Here is a 16115-nt window from a genome sequence, read left to right on the forward strand (position 1 = left end):
TGTGCGGCTGGCGGCATTGGCTATTGGCTGTTTTCCAATTCTTGGATCCCGTTGTAGATGGTATCGAATAATTTTTCGACGTCGCCGGCTTCCATGCAGGAAAAGGCGATGCGCAGATTGGACGCCCCTAAAGAAATCAACCCTACCCCGTATCGATCCAGCAGGTGAACGCGAAGTGCTTCCGCGTCCACGGTCTTGAGCCGGATGCACATGAAATAACCGGAGTTGAACGGGTACACCTCCCAGGCCGCGGCATATTTCGGGTCCGTGGAGACCGCCTTGACCCGCTCGGCCCGGTCCTTGAGAATGTCGAACTTGGCCTTTTTTTCGGCAATGTTTCTCTCATCCTGCATGGATTTGAGCAAAATGGTCTGGCTCAGATGGGAGGCATTGGAAAGGGTGCCGCGAATGCATCCGGCGGTTTTGCGCTCCAATGCATCGAAAAGTGGTCCCGTGTCGCCGGTGAATGTCCCGCCGTAGGTGATGAAGCCCACCCGCAACCCCCACACATAATTCTCCTTGGTGGCACCATCCAGTTTTACGGCCAGGATGCCGGGATGAGCCCCGCAGAGCCGGGCGAAGATTGATTCTTTGAGGGTCTGGGTTTCGTAAAAAAGGCCGAAATAGGCATCGTCGGTAACCGCCAGAACATAGGTTCCCCCGGCGGCGATATCCGTCAGAATGGCCACGATGGCATCGGCCTCGGCCTCGGTTATGGTGTAACCCGAGGGATTCTGGGGAAAGTTGAGCAGAACAGTAATTTTTCGATTTTCCGCCGCCTCCTGGCGAACGGCCTGTTCGAATGCGGGCAGATTGAATCCGCCTTCTGCCGAAAACAGTTGGTAGTGCCGGATACGGGCGTCTTTGCGAACGGAGAAAATCATGCTGTAGTTGCCCCACATCATCTGCGGCAAGATAATGACGTCCCCGGGGTTGGTCCATACATCGGCGAAGGTGGCGATTCCATGGGTGATCCCGCAGGTAACTACCGGCAGGCTGACCGTTTTGCCCGCCAGGGAGGGGTTTTTCTCGAATATCTCCTTTTGCCATTGCTGCCTCAGTTCAAGAAGCCCGAAAGACGGGGCGTAGGTAAGCGACTGGCTGGGTCGGATATGGGCAATAGAGTCCATGACGGTGTCTAAAACCATGGTCCGCCCGTTTTCCTTGGCAATCCCGATGGTAGCGTTGATCGTATGGGCCTTTTCCCTGGCCTCGGCGCTCTGACTGAGAATGCCTTTGGGGAAAAACAGCTTTCGGCCCACGTCGGACAGCATGTCGTAGACATGGGGAGCTGAGGCTTTAAGGGTTTGATTCAACTGTTCGGCTAAAGGATTCATGGCTGTCCTCGATGAATATCGGCCGATCCTTATGGGAAGTAAGGATTGCGTCCCCACCGGTACGCCGTTGTGCGCGTCGGAGAACGGACCCGGGACCGGCCGCGTGGTTGAAACTGCCGACTTCGGCATGGACGGCAGGCAAAAACAACAAAAGATACTTACTTGCTGCCGACAAAACCTGTCAAGGAAAAAGTGCTTGAAATATCAGGAAGATGCGGGCGTCATGACCCTGTCGCATCCACCGGCGGCCAAGGCCCGCTACCGGCGACACAAAAACCCCGCCACCGTTTATTGGGGGCGGGGTCCTCGACAGAATCGTTGATCTGTCGGATCGAACCTACTTTCTGGAGCGCTTGGATGCCTTGAGCGGATTGATCTTCTGTGTGCTTTCGGCCATGCTGTTGCTGACATGGGTCGCCAGATTGCAATTTCCGTGTTTCCACTTGGTGTCGGGTTCGGGGCAGGCGGCGCAGTACCATCCCGAAGAAACCTCAACGGTCCGGCTGCATCCTTTGCACTGCTCCACGATTTCATGGCAGACGCCACCTTTGTATCCACAGCCCTTGGCGGTCATGAAGGCACATTCCATACCTTCGCGAATCGTCGTACATCTCATTGGTTTTTCCTCCCAAAGTAAAGTCTCGGCAAACGAAAAGGCCAAAGAGATAAAGATTCTTCGGCCTTTTTCAAAACCAGCGACTTATATGCAGGTTAATCAGACTTGTCAAGCCTTTTTTACACCGGGCGCGCCGATTTTCGAAATCGCCGCGCGTTTCGGCTATTATTCCCCTTCGCTATGCTGGTACACGTGGACATCGCGCTGTGGGAAAGGAATGGAGACGCCGTTGGCATCGAATGCCTTTTTGATCTTTTCCGTCAAATCGAAATAGACCGCCCAATAATCCTCAACCCGGGTCCAGGGGCGAACCACGAAGTTTACGCTGCTGTCCCCCAGTTCCGAAACGGCAATCTGTGGTGCCGGATCCTTCAAAACGCGACTGTCGGCGGCAATGATATCCGCCATGATCGAGCGAGCCTTGTCGATATCGTCTTCGTAACCGATGCCCATCACCAGGTCCACCCGCCGCGTTCCTTTCACTGTCCAGTTGACGATGTTGTCATCCGTCAGCCTGGCATTGGGAACGATAACGGTCTTGTTGTCAGCGGTTTTCAACTGGGTGGTGAAAATCTGGATGGCCTCCACGACACCGAATACTCCGGCCCCTTCGATCAAATCCCCCACTTTGAACGGCCGGAAGATAATCAGCAGGAAACCGGCGGCGAAATTGGACAGGGATCCTTGCAAGGCCAAGCCGATGGCCAGGCCGGCGGCACCAAGAATGGCGATGAAGGAGGTCGTCTGGATGCCCAGTTGCCCGAGAGCGGCAACAACGATAAAGGCCAGCAGGGCGATGTAAACCAGGTTGGCGGTAAAACTGATCAGGGTGGAATCGACCTTGCTCTTGGACATGACCCGCTCCACCAGTTTTCGCACGCCTTTGGCCACCCAGCGCCCGATGACGAAAATCGCTATCGCGGCCAGCACCTTGATACCGTATACCGTCAATAATTGATAAATTTTATTGAGAATATCTTCCATGATCTATTCCTCCTTCTTATGGATCTGCAGTAGATGAACGGTTGTTGTCACTCACTCGATGGTTCAACAAAAATGGTTACAATAATTCAATAAATGTTACATGTTTTCGATGAAAGCGTCCGCCTCCTGAATGGATCGCTTCATATCCGCGATCAGAGAAGCGACCTCGGCTTCGATGTCGGCCACCTCACGTTTCAGAGAGTCCACAGCCTGGGCATTGAGATTATGCTTGAGGTAAAGAACATAATCCCGAAGATTCCTGAGCACCGGGTCCATGGAGGCTTCGACCCTCGTCATGCTTCGCTGCAGCCGGGCAAATCGGGTACGGGTGTCCTGCAAAGACGCTCTGCTTTTAGCACGAAATTTCGCGTTTTCAATGGTGGCGATTTCCGATTCCCACTCCTGAAAGAGATCGGCGCCGATTCGCTCCACCTTGTCGATGCGGTCGCGCACCGCATCGGCGCGTTCTTCGCAGGCGCGGTAATCCGAACTGAGTTTGTCGTAAATGGCTTCAAGGTCGCCGCCCTCGAAGCCGTACATGGCTTTGATACGCTCCACCACCGAGGAAAATTGTTCCGAAGCATCGGCCTGTTCTTCCCGGGCCTTTTCCACGTTGTCTTTCAGCAGGTGGCGCTTTTCCTTACCCATCTTTTCCCAAAAGGCATAATAAGTAGTCTGACAACTGCAGAAAAGTAGCAGCCACACCACCAGAACACCGACGCACCCCGCTATTGATCGTGAACGAGCCGGTCTGTCATGCCATTGGGCCATAACACATCACTTTCCGTCGAACGTCAAAACGGCCGCCGGCGTTTTTGCCGGCGGCCCGGGTTCGCAAAACGCCGAATCAATCGACTTTCACAAACTGCACCCGCCGGTTCTTGGCGCGTCCGACCCGCGTGCCATTGTCGGCGATGGGACGATCCGGTCCGTATCCTTTTGCCGACAAGCGATCCGGCGAAACCCCCTTTTTCACCAGGTAATCGACCACGGACTGGGCTCTTTTCTGGGAAAGATCCATATTGAAAGCCCGCGCGCCCGTGTTGTCGGTATGTCCTTCGACGGCAACCTTCAGTTGGGGATTGGCGGCCAGCGCGGCGGCAATTTCATCCAGAATGCCGTAGGAAGAGGGTTGAATGTTCGCCTTGGCCGTTTCGAAGTTGATCTCGTTAAAGGTCCATGCTGTGGAACCGCTGTCCAGCACCGATGCCGGGCAACCTTTGGCGTCTACCCAAACGCCGGCGGGCGTTCCCGGACATTTGTCCTTGTAATCGCCGACACCGTCGCCGTCACTGTCCAGCGGGCAACCATCGGCATCCACGTCCACCCCGGCGGGCGTTCCCGGACACTTGTCCTTGTAATCGCCGACACCGTCGCCGTCACTGTCCAGCGGGCAGCCGTCGGCATCTACATTCACCCCGGCGGGCGTTCCCGGGCACTTGTCGCGGCTGTCTAAAACACCGTCGCCATCGCTGTCCAGTTGATCGCCGAGAAAAATCCGGGCAACGTAATCGGCCATCTGCTGGCCACCGAGCAGACTTTGCGCCGAAACGCCGAAGCCGCATCCCCCGATCTCTGCGATTTCATCCAGCAGCTTTTTACCATCTGCATCGTCTCCCACTTGAACCGGATAGATGCAGACCGAATCGCCAAATTTCTCTTTGAGGGCCCTGGCGTTCTCTGCCGGATTCATGCCCATCTTTTCACCATCGGTAACGACGATTAACGCAGTTTTGCCCGTCATCCCCTCCAGGTCTTTGGCGGCGGCATCCACGGCTGCCGGCAAAGGGCTGGGACCACCGGCCCCGGCAACGGTTGCCAACGATTTCTCATATTCGTTTCTGTCAAAGGTCCCCACATCGTCGATCAATTGAGTACTTTTTTGGAATACCGCAGGATCGCCCCCAAAAATACGCATGCCGCTTCGAATTCCTATATTCTCGGGAAGCGTCTGCCCCAGAATACGCACCACCGCAGTGGCAATATCGAACTTCTTCCACTGCTGATACCCCTCCTCCATAGAGGAGGAGGCATCTAAAATCACAAGCAGGTTCCGGGTCTTTAAAGCACGTCCACCGGCATCCAGATCAACGGGTGAAAACGTCGGTACCGGTTGATATGAGGTGGCACAGGCACTCAGTATCGTTGCGATGGCAATCATCGACAGAAATTTTAAAACGAAAATACGTCGTTTCATGGCAACTCCTTTCGGTTTTTATGGAACGCAAGAACTTGGCTAATTTTGGATCGTGATTGGATGTCTGTGAAACGGGCCGAAACACGAAACAAGCGAACTACGCAGCTTTGGCCGTTCAGCGGAAGTGTCTCGTGCGGAGAACTGATTTGAAATAATATGGACTCGACTCCAATATAGCAAGATCTTTTTATTCACCCGAAAATATAAAAATGAATGGAATTCACTATCGACAAAAAATCGGAAACGGCAATGTCGTATCCCCGACGGGGTCTCGTTTTCCCGTTTTCCGTATCGGCACCTGCCATCGCGTCCCTTTTACTTCCCTGTAGTCTGACGAGATGGATTGACTTTTCACAGCAATGGGCTATTGTTGAATAATTGTTGCCATATATAGCTGCCGCCCTTCTGCAGGGGCGCACCGTTTAACCGAGCATCGGGAATTCTCGCACATGATTATAGAGGAAGCACGTAAAGTTCTGCAAATTGAAGCGGATGGCATCGTCAAGCTGATCGACCGCCTCGACAAGGAGTTCGAAGCGATGGTAGCCGTTATTCTTAACGCTACCGGTCGGGTTATCGTCAGCGGAATCGGCAAATCCGGCATTATCGCCCGGAAAATTTCGGCAACCCTGAACAGCACCGGCACCCGCTCTCTTTTTCTCCATCCGGTGGAAGCCATGCACGGCGACCTGGGCATGGTCAGCCCGGATGACGTCGTTCTGGCCATGTCCTACAGTGGGGAGACCCACGAACTGAACCTGATGATCCCCACCATCCGGAACCTTGGCTGCAAAGTCATCGCCATGACAGGAAACCGGTCTTCAACCCTGGCCAAACAAAGCGACATCGTCATCGACGTGGGTGTGGAGAAAGAGGCCTGTCCGCTGGGTCTGGCGCCAACGGCCAGCACCACCGCTCTTCTGGCCATGGGGGACGCCCTGGCCGTGGTCCTGATCAACAAGAAACATTTCAAGACCAGTGACTTCAAACGCTTTCATCCCGGCGGGGCTCTGGGTCATCGGCTGTCCAGCCAGGTCAAGGACATCATGATGACGGGCAAGGCGGTTCCCAGTGTCCCTATCTCCGCATCCATGCAGGAGGCGGTCGGAGAAATGGACCGTCACGGCCTCGGCGCCCTGATCGTCGTTGACGAAAATCGCCGGCTGGCAGGCATTTTCACTGACGGCGACCTGCGACGTATCATCGCCCGGCAGGAGACGGTTTTCGAACAGTCCCTGTCTTCAGTGATGACCCCTTCTCCCCTGCACGCGTTTTCCCGGACACCGGCCTACGACGCCCTCAACATCATGGAACGGCATGAAATCACAGTCCTTCCGATTGTCGACGGCAAGCACCGGGTAAAGGGCATCTTGCATCTGCACGACATTCTCGGCAAAGGCGAATTCACCTTCAACGGCCACGAACCGGAGAAATAGAGGCCCCCGGTTTTTTTGACCGGCAAGGAGACTTTATGAATCAAGACCCCATCCAAACCCATATTCAAACATTGGGCGAAGCCAAAATCCCCTCTCCGATGCTCGATGAAAAACGCGGGGGCGTTCACCACTTGTTCGTCTCGGATGAAGACCGAATCATGATCAATATCAGACGGGCGGATATCCAGGCAATGGTGGACCAGGGCGTTGATCTGCCATCCTTCGAACTGGCCGGTCCGCGGCGCAAGGTCTATTTCGACGCCTCCAAGCTCCGGTGCGCCATTGCCACCTGCGGCGGCCTGTGTCCGGGATTGAATGACATCATCCGGGCCATCGTGCTGGAATTGCACTACCGCTATGGGGTAAAAAACATTTATGGCGCCCTTTACGGCCTGGAGGGATTCATCCCCGAATACAACCATGATTTTCTGGATCTGACACCCGCCCGGGTAACCGCGATCATGAACATGGGCGGCTCCATTTTAGGCTCGTCACGGGGCGCCCAGGATATCGAACGGGTTGTGGACTGCCTCGAGGTCAACAATATCGGCATGTTGTTCATGGTCGGGGGAGACGGTACCCTGATGGCTGCATCCAAGATTGCCGAAACCATCTCCGAACGCGGCTTGAAAATCAGCGTGGTGGGAATTCCCAAAACCATCGACAACGACATTCACCTGGTTTCGCGCTCTTTCGGTTTTGATACGGCGGTGGATGTTTCCCGGATGGCCATCCAGGGCGCCCATAACGAGGCCACCGCCTACCCCAATGGCGTGGGGCTGATCAAGCTTATGGGACGGCATTCCGGCTTTATTGCCGCCACCGCCGCCCTGGCCCAGCAGGATGCCAATTTCGTGCTGATTCCGGAGGTGGACTTCGATCTCGACGGCCCCAAAGGCCTGCTGGCCGCCCTGGAAGCACGCATTGTCAGCCGAGGCCATGCGGTGATCGTGGTCGCCGAAGGAGCCGGGCAGAAATTTTTCGAGGAAGTGGACGAACGACGGGATGCGTCCGGCAATATTCGCCTCAACGACATCGGTATCTTTTTACGGGATACGATCAAGGCCTATTTTTCACAAAAAAACATCCCGCTGAACATTAAGTACATCGACCCCAGCTACATGATTCGCAGCGTGCCGGCCAATGCCAATGACAGCGTCTTTTGCGGTTTTCTGGGCCGGGATGCCGTTCACGCAGGCATGTCTGGCAAGACCAAACTGGTCATCGGCCACTGGAACAACCATTTCGTTCACCTGCCCATGGAGGCCACGGCAGGCAGAAGAAAACAGGTCAGGCCAAACGGCAAGCTGTGGACGACGGTATTGGAATCCACCGGGCAGCCATCGCTGCAAAACGATTCGGCGTGACCGGCGGGTCTGCCTTTCAGCCGGGAGACAAATCGAGGCGATACGGCAGGTTTAACATATCGGCGACCACCTTGGCATGCCGGCGGGCCGCACCTCGATTGGCAAGCACCGCCTGTTTGGCCCGCCTTCCCATCCGGCGGGCATTGTCGGCATGCGCGAGCAGATCGCCGGCCCGTTCGGCCAGAGCCTGACCGTTTTGGACGCACACCCCACCGCCGGACGCTTCGAGCAGGGCACTGGCATCCTGAAAATCCTCCATGAAGGGTCCGAAAAGCACCGGTTTACCGCACATGGCCGGCTCGAGTACATTCTGGCCGCCCAACGGAACCAGACTCCCGCCGCAAAAAACCACAGAAGCGAAGCGGTACACATGCCGCAACTCACCAATCGTGTCGAGAATCACCACGGGGGCCGCCCGTTTAGCCTGATTTTTTTCAAGATCCGTCCGGTACTGCCACCGCACAGCCCTGGATCGGGCGCAGGCGGCAATCCGGGGCGCGTTTTGGATATGCCGTGGGGCAACGATGAAAACCAGCTCCGGAATTCGGCAGGCCAGTCGGTCGTAGACGTCCATAAGGATCTCCACTTCAACGCCGCGAATGCTCCCGGCCACGAATACCGGTGTTTTGTCATCGATTGCATATAGTGCTTTGAGCTTTTTCAGGGTTGCGGTATCGTCATCGACTCCAGGGGCATCCATTTTTGCGTTGCCGTTGATCCGGACCCGGTTGGCCGGTGCGCCCAGGTGGACAATTCGGCGGGCGTCCGATTCGGATATCATGCTGAAGGCATCCACCTTTTGTAATATAGGGGCGATCAACGGCCGGATCCTTTTATAGGAGCGGATCGACCGGCTGGAGATGCGGCCGTTAAGAAAAAGTATTTTTATTCCCTTGCGATGGGCAAGGGTGATCCAGTTCGGCCAGATCTCCGTTTCCATGCAGACCAGCACATCGGGCCGGTGAAGTGTGAGGAAGCGATCCGTGGTCCACCATAGATCCAGTGGCGCGTATCTAATGCGCAGGGCGCTGCCGAACCGATTGCGTGCATGTCGCTGACCGGTCATCGTGGTAGTGGTCAGGACAAAGGAGAGGTCCGAAGAGGCATCGTTCAATGCATGGATAACGGCTTCGGCGGCCTTCACCTCGCCAACGGATACGGCATGGATCCAAATTACCGGACCGGCGGGTCGATTGCTGGCCAAAGGGTTCGGGTCATCATATCCCAGCCGCTGAAGCATAGCCGTCCTTCGCTCGGGATCACGCCGTTCATGGTACCAGAGGACGGGTAGGACCGCCGGGGCCAGGCAGAAACTTGCCAAGTTATAGGCAAACTGAAAAATTTTCATGGCTGGAGCAACGGTGTGTCGCTGTCGGAAGAATCCGACTCCAGGGAAAGCGTCGGCTGGGCCTGAACGAATCGTCCTTTTTCGATGCGTAGCATTTGCAGGGCTTTTTCCACTTCGCCATTGGGCTGAAAACGGGTGGGTCCGGTGACCCCCTTAAAGGGCTCCATCTGCAAAAGGGCCTGTTTCAACTCCCTTCTGGAGTCCGTGGCCGTCTGCCGCATGGTGCTAAACACCATCATGGCGCTGTCGTAGGCCAATGCTTCGATGACGCCAGGGACTTTGCCGAAGGCCTCCTTAAAATCGGCTACAAACGTTTGCACGGCTTCCGAAGAGCTTTCGGTGAAAAAGGCATCGGCGATCAGCGTATTTTTCATGTATTCCCCGGACATTTCCAGAAGTGTCTTTGAATTCCAGAGATTGGTCCCCAGCAGATATATATCGCGAATGTCGTAATACGCCAGTTGAGGAATGACCAAACCGGCTTTTTTAGGCGCATCGGGAATGAAAACAGCGTCGAAGTCCACAATGGGATCCCATCGATCATCCCGGTCGGCATTGCGCCGACCGAGGTCGTCCAGTGCCTCCCGGTCCAGGGGGACGCCGCAGACACGCTCCACCGGATCGATGGCCGCAATGGGATCCTGGAGGTATCCATCTGCCATGGACGCCAGGGTCATGGGCAGAGGGCTGGGCATACTCTGTTGTTTCAGGTCCACGGGGATTTCATAGAAAAGCCCGGTCATTTTTTTGATGGGTTCGGCAAAATCGGTTCCTGATGGGTCGTAAGCCTCAACGGCGTTGACCGTACCCCCATTTTCTACCACCTGATCCCAAAACAGGTTCATGTAGCGCCAACCGTATTTTTCGTCCGGGTAGAGGATTGCGAATCGCCTGGCACCCAGATTTTCAGCGGCAAAAGTCACCAGTGATCGCACCTGCATCTGCGGAGTGATGAAATTCCTGAACACATAGGAGCCGACATCCGGCACCTCTTCTCGTTGGGTAAACACCACAATGGGTATACCTCTGGTCTGCGCATATTTTCCCGCCGCCTCCGCGGCAGACATGGGCCCCAGGATGGTACCGACTTTTTGCCGGTCCAGCTGCTCTATGGCTTCGGCGGTGACACCGGCATCCGAGCGGGAGTCTTTGACGATAATATGAAAGGGTATTCCGTCTGCCATTTCCCCGGTTCGGTTCAACGCCAGTTCGATACCGTTCAAGGCCCGTTGACCAAAAACGGCGTATGGACCGGAAAGGGGCAAAAGGCAGCCGACCGTAAATGGGGTGAATCGGGAACGTTCCTCCAGCGAGAGGATCATGTCCGCGGCATCCTGATGATCCGGATGATCGGGGAAACGATTCACAAACATCTCCAGAACATCGAATGCGTCGTCATAGTTTTCATCCATGATGAATGCCATACCGAGGCGGTACAGCAAAAGCCCCGTCACCTCCCGATCCTTCAATTCGGAAATCAGTCGCTGGATCTCCTCGACATTCAGTTGTCCCGCTGCGGATTCCAGTTTAGGCCAGGCCGCCTTCCTTTGCGGACCGATCGCCGTGTTCCATGCCCGATAATAAAACCGTGCCGCGTCCATATGGGCACCGAGGCTTTCATAGGCATCGCCGATCATAAGGAAAAAAGGCATCCGCGCAAGGTTGGGATCGGTGGTTCCGGTAAAGGCGCTTCCCCGAGCGATAACCGCTTCATACTTGCCGTTTGCATATAGAATATCAAGAAGTTCCAAAGTGGCATCCGGAACAAGAACACTTTCGGGAAAATCTCGCGTCAATTGTGTCAATACGGATAGGGCTTCTTCGTCACGACCGGTATGCCGGTATATCTTGGCGACCTTGAAAAGCGCCATTTCCGTAAACAGGTTGGGTTCGGACTTTTCCAGGAATTTGTTGTACAGTTCCAAGGCCTCGTCGTAGCGGCCTTCTTCGAAAGTACGCTCGGCTGCTTGAAAATCCGCATGCTCCGGCATTTCCGTGATCGGCTCCTTGGGAGAAGGAGGGGTGGGCGTTGGGGCACATCCCGCAACGATAACAATCCAGATGATGGCAGCAACGCGAATCATCGAAACCATTGTTCGGCCTTTCTCTTTGTTACATCGCATGGCGGGACCGGGAAATCTCTAGTAGCCCCGAAGCCTCACCCGCATTCGACAACGCTCAATCTACACAAGCTATTTGCATTGTCAAACAATAGTTCATCGACCATCGGATCTTACTCGAGTTTACTCACGACGCTTGACATCTCCTGAACATCGACATTATAGTTGGTCAATCAAAGGGTTACCATCCGCTCGATACTGTTTTCGCTCGCATCTCACAGCAAAGGTTATTTCCATGAAAAAGACTATACTGGCAATCTTTTCGATACTTTTAGGACTGTTATTTGCCGCTTATTCCAACGCCGAAATTTACAAATACCTCGACGAAAACGGTCAAAAACGCTGGACCGACGACTTGAGTCAGGTGCCGGTGGAACAAAGGGATTCGGCTGATCGCATGGATACCGAGGCGACGTTTGAAACGCCGTCTGATCGGGCATCCGACGAAGCCGCCCCGTCGGAGCCCGCCGAGAAGATGGAAGAAGCGACCTCCGATACGGATGAACCGAACCGGGGGGCATTGGAAAAAGAAAAAGCCGATCTGGACACCATGTACCAGGAACTGCTCCAGGAAAGGCAGCAGATAGAAAAAGCCAAGGCCGAGGCCAAGGGGGCCCAGGCGAAAGGAGCCTTGGGAAAAAGAATCAGCGCCTATAACGAAAAGGCGGAAAAATATGAAGAGCGGCTGAAAGCCTTCAACAAAAATGTCAACGAGTACAACCAGCGAATCCAGTCGGCTACAAAAAACGAGTGAGAAAAAGAATTGCAGACCTGCGGTCTCGAAATTGACATTACGCCTGGCTAACGGTTCCGACAAGGCAGGTGCGAGAATATAACTTTGACTGTCTACCCTCAACACCCCCATAAAATCCGAGGGGAAACACGAATGAACCGTGTGTAAGGAGGTCATACCATGACGACATCTTCCAGTGATTTCAGCAAAGCGCTTTCAGTGGGCCGCCCCCCCAATATTCAAAGACTGTTCCCCAACTCCAAGGCCCTGCTGGTAAGTGGGAAATTCATCGATTTGGGCATGATCAAAAAGGCCAATGCCATTTGCATGGCCGCCAACGGCAGAAACACTTTTGTCATCCGGGGGGCCCTGAGAGCCGCCCAAAGGGCCAATTCAGCCCTGATTATTGAAATTGCAAGGTCCGAAGGGGGAGCCGGCGCATATTGTGCGACCAATTATTGGAACATGGCCCGAATTGTGGACGCGGTGTGCAACGAACTGGGAATCACCGTACCGGTTGCCGTACATGCCGACCACTACGGCATCAAGAGCAAAGATGACATTCCGCAGGCCAAAATTGAAATCCCCACCCTGTTCGAGGCGGGGCTCACATCCATTGCAGTGGATGCTTCCCATCTTCCCGATGACCAGAATCTTCTGACCAACCTCGAATTGAAACCGCTGATCCCGGACTGGGCCGGGTTGGAAACGGAGATCGGCGAAATCAAGGGAAAGGAGGGATTGTCCACAAAAGACGAAGCCCTTTTTCTGATTCAGGGATTGAATGCCAACGGCATCTTTCCCAACTGGATCGCGCTGAACAACGGCAGTGTCCACGGTCTCGAAGCCAGCGGCCAGGGCATTCAGGTGGACCTGACCAAAGAGATCCACGAAGCCCTGATGCCCTATAATGTTTCAGGTGCCCAGCACGGCACCTCCGGCAACAGTTCCCATCGGCTCAGGGAAATCGCCAATGAGACCCGTACCACCAAAGCCAATGTGGCCACGGCCCTGCAAATGATTTCATGGGGCCTTGAAGTTAATGATGACGGCAATGCTGCACTGGACGAAGATGGCAATTTCATTAAAATTGAGGGCCAGGGCGTCTCGGAAGCCATGTGGATGCAAATGGTTGCCTATGCCGACGAAAAGGGATGGAAAGGCGGCAATTATAAGAAACTGAACCTGCCCTTCGAAACGAAATTGATGGGGCTGCCCAAAGAAATCCGCCAGAGAATGGAAGACCGGGTGGAATCGTTCGTATACAACATGCTGGTCAACGTATTCAACGCGCAGGACTCTGCCGATCTGACCATTGAATCCATTTTGGAAGCAGACGGGTTCGATCCTGGACCCAAAGCCCGGCGGATCGAAGATCCTCAAGAATGGACTCCGGAAAAAATCGCCCAACGGGCCGCTTTATTGGAAACCAATGAGGGGCCGGAGGGAGACTTCGACGATTGATTGCACGAATCGTCGATCTGTTCGCAACAATGTTATTAGCCCTATGATTTTTGACCATCCACCGCTGAAAAGTGTAAAAACGGCAGTGGATGGTTTTTTTTGGTTCCTACCTGCTTCCCGACATCGCGATCCAAAATTGTGAATCCTTTCTTCCCATTTCATATTGCTTAGTTGCGTCACAATTCCACCGAAATCGAATCCAGCCTGCACGCCCTTAACCAGGGACTGCCGCATTTTTTCGGGTTTTTGCTAAAGGTATTTCGGGATCGGCCGATAAAATAAACGGAGGAACCGAATATGCTCATTCAAAGCTACCAAATCCATAATGTCTTAAATGTCTACCGCAGACAGTTAAGCCAGGCCAAACCGAATCAAGCGGGAAATAGCGGCAGCAGGAATACCGGTTCGGATACGGTTCAGATTTCGGTGGAAGGAAAAAGTCAGTCCATCATGGAAAAAGTGGCCGACAACGTCCTTAAAAAAATTACCAACGTGGAACCGGGATACGATTTTGGTCAGGAACTGGCCGACCAGGTTCGATCAGACGCAGATTATGCGTCCGTCGTTGAAAAAGACAACCGATTCGTTTTCAACACGATAGAAGGTGACAATCAAAAGGAAACCCGATCCATTGCCGTTGACGACTCTCAGGTATTGATGGATCGTCTCAACGAACTGGCCAAAGCGGCTGTGGATCGTAAAGGACAATGAATCGTCGTGAATCGCTCAGTGCGATATCGTAAATTCCGCTGAAAGGACGGAATCTTCAGATTCGGCAATACATTTGTAGAAAACAAAGGGGGAATTGCCATGCTAAATACAATTGGCGAATCGGTCGTCAGAACGACGACACGAGCGGACAACAACCTGGCCTTGGAAAACAGGGATGTTACGCTTGAAAAGACAGAAAAGGTAGTTGAAGAACGCCCCGTAGAAAATTCCGATGAAAGTGCCAAATCGGAACCCGAAGGGGATCGCAAATCCGGTGGCTACGATGTGGACGACAAGGGCGTTTATTTTGAAAAATATGACGAAAAAGGCAATGTCGTTTACAGGATACCGCCTGAGCAAAAGCCCATAGACGAACTCGCCTGAGTCGCTGTATCTTTTAATATAAGGAAAGCCGGCCGAATACGCCGGCTTTTGGTGCTGGATACAAATGGGATGCGGAGAGAAAGCGTCCCTGTTAACAAAACTTTACTTTGGCCTCGTCCCAGAGAACGTGCATTTCATCGAAGGTGAGACCATCCATGTCGCGGCCCGCTTCGGTCGCCTTGGCTTCCATGTATCGAAAACGATCCTCAAATTTTTGAATCGACCGGATCAGTGCGGTTTCCGGGTGAATATGGGCGAATCGGGCCACATTGACCATTGTAAACAAAACGTCTCCGAATTCCATTGAGGCCGTATCGCTTTCGCCGGCGCCATCTGCAGCACCCAATTCCGTCGAGAACTCTGCCCACTCTTCCATGGCTTTGGCCATCACGCCAGAGATATCGTCCCAATCAAAGCCCGTCTTCGCCGCCCGTTCCGAGACCATCGCGGCCCTGGCAAGGGCGGGCAGGCCTTTGGGGATGGAATTGAGCAACGATGGCTGTTCCTTGCCATTCTTTTCACTCTGTTTGATCCGATCCCAGTTCTCACTCACCTTTTCAGGTGTTTTGGCGCTGACATCGCCAAAAACATGAGGATGCCTACGCACCATCTTATGGATATTTTTCTCGATAACGTCCTGAATGCAAAAATGACCGGATTCGCTGAACAGGTGAATGACAAACAAAACCTGAAACAGAACGTCGCCGGCTTCGTCGCAGACATCGTCGGGGTTGCCTGAAAGCACGGCGTCAACCAGTTCGTAGACCTCTTCGATAAGGTAGCGGGTAACTGTGGATGGTGTCTGTTTTCTGTCCCAGGGGCAGCCGTTTTCGCCCCGCAGCGTCTCGATCAAAGCCAGCAGACGGTCGAATGATGTGGGTCCGGAGGGATTTAACGATTTTGCCAAGATGTATGTAATGCCTTGATTTTCAATGTGAATTTGGATTTCATATCCTTTGAAATCACCTTTGCCATGACTTCCGACACGGTAGCCACGGTTGGGGATGAAGCGGCGTCCCTGATAAAAGGGGCGCCTTTGGGCAAAAATGCGGTCAATACGATAAAAAGAACGGAAACGATCAATGCAGCCTTCACGCCTCCGAACAGGGCTCCGGAAACTCTATCGACCCATCCAAGATAGGCGATATTGAGCAGGTACTTGATGACCACGGCAAGAATGCCCACGATAACTACCACAACGATAAAAAGAATCATATAGCTTACGATGTTCAGGTATGACGTACTGGTGATCCAGGGAGAGATCAGTTTGGTCATGTAAGGGTAGTAGGTGTAGGCAGCGTAAAATCCGCCCAGGACACCCACGATCGAAGCCAGTTCCCTTACCAGTCCCCTGAAAATACCGCGAATCACTCCGTACGCCAGAATGGCCAACACCAGAATATCGAAAGGATTCATAA

General features: G+C 53.8%; 16 protein-coding genes. 7 read left to right on the forward strand and 9 right to left on the reverse strand.

Annotation, left to right across the window (positions count from 1 at the left end; translation table 11 throughout):
* Positions 1–20: 20 nt before the first annotated feature.
* Positions 21–1337, reverse strand: coding sequence for an aminotransferase class I/II-fold pyridoxal phosphate-dependent enzyme (locus GN111_RS07525; RefSeq protein WP_155303166.1), 1317 nt, complete (start codon positions 1335–1337; stop codon positions 21–23).
* Positions 1338–1533: 196 nt separating this feature from the next.
* Between GN111_RS07525 and GN111_RS34165 the strand changes: the two genes are divergently transcribed.
* Positions 1534–1659 carry a hypothetical protein gene (locus tag GN111_RS34165; protein WP_269433822.1) on the forward strand — a complete coding sequence of 42 codons (126 nt, stop codon included), beginning with the start codon at positions 1534–1536 and terminating at the stop codon, positions 1657–1659.
* A gap of 15 nt (positions 1660–1674) precedes the next feature.
* Here GN111_RS34165 and GN111_RS07530 read toward each other — a convergent pair whose 3' ends face one another.
* The 4 genes from GN111_RS07530 to GN111_RS34170 form a co-directional block, all read right to left on the reverse strand.
* Entirely contained in the window at positions 1675–1953 is a 279-nt protein-coding gene (locus GN111_RS07530; protein WP_155303167.1) for a PxxKW family cysteine-rich protein, read from the reverse strand.
* Between the two features lie 165 nt (positions 1954–2118).
* Complete coding sequence (locus GN111_RS07535) at positions 2119–2937, reverse strand: mechanosensitive ion channel family protein (protein ID WP_155303168.1); 819 nt, start codon at positions 2935–2937, stop codon at positions 2119–2121.
* Positions 2938–3033: 96 nt separating this feature from the next.
* Positions 3034–3708 carry a DUF2959 family protein gene (locus tag GN111_RS07540; RefSeq protein ID WP_155303169.1) on the reverse strand — a complete coding sequence of 225 codons (675 nt, stop codon included), beginning with the start codon at positions 3706–3708 and terminating at the stop codon, positions 3034–3036.
* Positions 3709–3784: 76 nt separating this feature from the next.
* A complete protein-coding gene (locus GN111_RS34170) occupies positions 3785–5134 on the reverse strand; it encodes an OmpA family protein (protein WP_155303170.1) in 1350 nt (449 codons plus the stop codon).
* Between the two features lie 449 nt (positions 5135–5583).
* Between GN111_RS34170 and GN111_RS07550 the strand changes: the two genes are divergently transcribed.
* Both GN111_RS07550 and GN111_RS07555 read left to right on the forward strand, forming a co-directional pair.
* Positions 5584–6570 (forward strand): KpsF/GutQ family sugar-phosphate isomerase, encoded by a 987-nt coding sequence (locus GN111_RS07550; RefSeq protein ID WP_155303171.1) that lies wholly within the window; start codon positions 5584–5586, stop codon positions 6568–6570.
* Positions 6571–6605: 35 nt separating this feature from the next.
* The gene (locus GN111_RS07555; RefSeq protein WP_155303172.1) at positions 6606–7937 is read left to right on the forward strand and encodes an ATP-dependent 6-phosphofructokinase; all 1332 of its coding nucleotides are present in this window, start codon (positions 6606–6608) and stop codon (positions 7935–7937) included.
* A gap of 16 nt (positions 7938–7953) precedes the next feature.
* On the opposite strand, the gene GN111_RS07560 is transcribed toward GN111_RS07555, so the two are convergent.
* Entirely contained in the window at positions 7954–9285 is a 1332-nt protein-coding gene (locus tag GN111_RS07560; RefSeq protein ID WP_155303173.1) for a 3-deoxy-D-manno-octulosonic acid transferase, read from the reverse strand.
* Positions 9282–11276, reverse strand: a complete 1995-nt coding sequence (locus tag GN111_RS07565; RefSeq protein ID WP_170302185.1) for an ABC transporter substrate-binding protein — start codon at positions 11274–11276, stop codon at positions 9282–9284. Before GN111_RS07565 ends, GN111_RS07560 begins: the two co-directional genes overlap by 4 nt.
* Positions 11277–11640: 364 nt before the next feature.
* On the opposite strand from GN111_RS07565, the gene GN111_RS07570 reads away from it, so the two are divergent.
* From GN111_RS07570 to GN111_RS07585, 4 genes are all read left to right on the forward strand, one after another.
* A complete protein-coding gene (locus tag GN111_RS07570) occupies positions 11641–12159 on the forward strand; it encodes a hypothetical protein (protein ID WP_155303175.1) in 519 nt (172 codons plus the stop codon).
* A gap of 159 nt (positions 12160–12318) precedes the next feature.
* On the forward strand, positions 12319–13602 hold the full coding sequence (locus GN111_RS07575) for a class II fructose-bisphosphate aldolase (protein ID WP_155303176.1): 1284 nt from the start codon (positions 12319–12321) through the stop codon (positions 13600–13602).
* Between the two features lie 297 nt (positions 13603–13899).
* Complete coding sequence (locus GN111_RS07580) at positions 13900–14313, forward strand: DVU0524 family FlgM-associated protein (RefSeq protein WP_155303177.1); 414 nt, start codon at positions 13900–13902, stop codon at positions 14311–14313.
* 99 nt (positions 14314–14412) lie between these two features.
* Positions 14413–14697: a hypothetical protein gene (locus GN111_RS07585; RefSeq protein ID WP_155303178.1), complete on the forward strand. Its 285-nt coding sequence runs from the start codon at positions 14413–14415 to the stop codon at positions 14695–14697.
* 91 nt (positions 14698–14788) lie between these two features.
* Here GN111_RS07585 and mazG read toward each other — a convergent pair whose 3' ends face one another.
* Both mazG and GN111_RS07595 read right to left on the reverse strand, forming a co-directional pair.
* Positions 14789–15604: a nucleoside triphosphate pyrophosphohydrolase gene (gene mazG, locus GN111_RS07590; RefSeq protein WP_155303179.1), complete on the reverse strand. Its 816-nt coding sequence runs from the start codon at positions 15602–15604 to the stop codon at positions 14789–14791.
* A complete protein-coding gene (locus GN111_RS07595; RefSeq protein WP_155303180.1) occupies positions 15589–16113 on the reverse strand; it encodes a CvpA family protein in 525 nt (174 codons plus the stop codon). Before GN111_RS07595 ends, mazG begins: the two co-directional genes overlap by 16 nt.
* Positions 16114–16115 lie beyond the last annotated feature (2 nt).

It is taken from the genome of Desulfosarcina widdelii (genome assembly GCF_009688965.1).
Taxonomy (GTDB): domain Bacteria; phylum Desulfobacterota; class Desulfobacteria; order Desulfobacterales; family Desulfosarcinaceae; genus Desulfosarcina; species Desulfosarcina widdelii.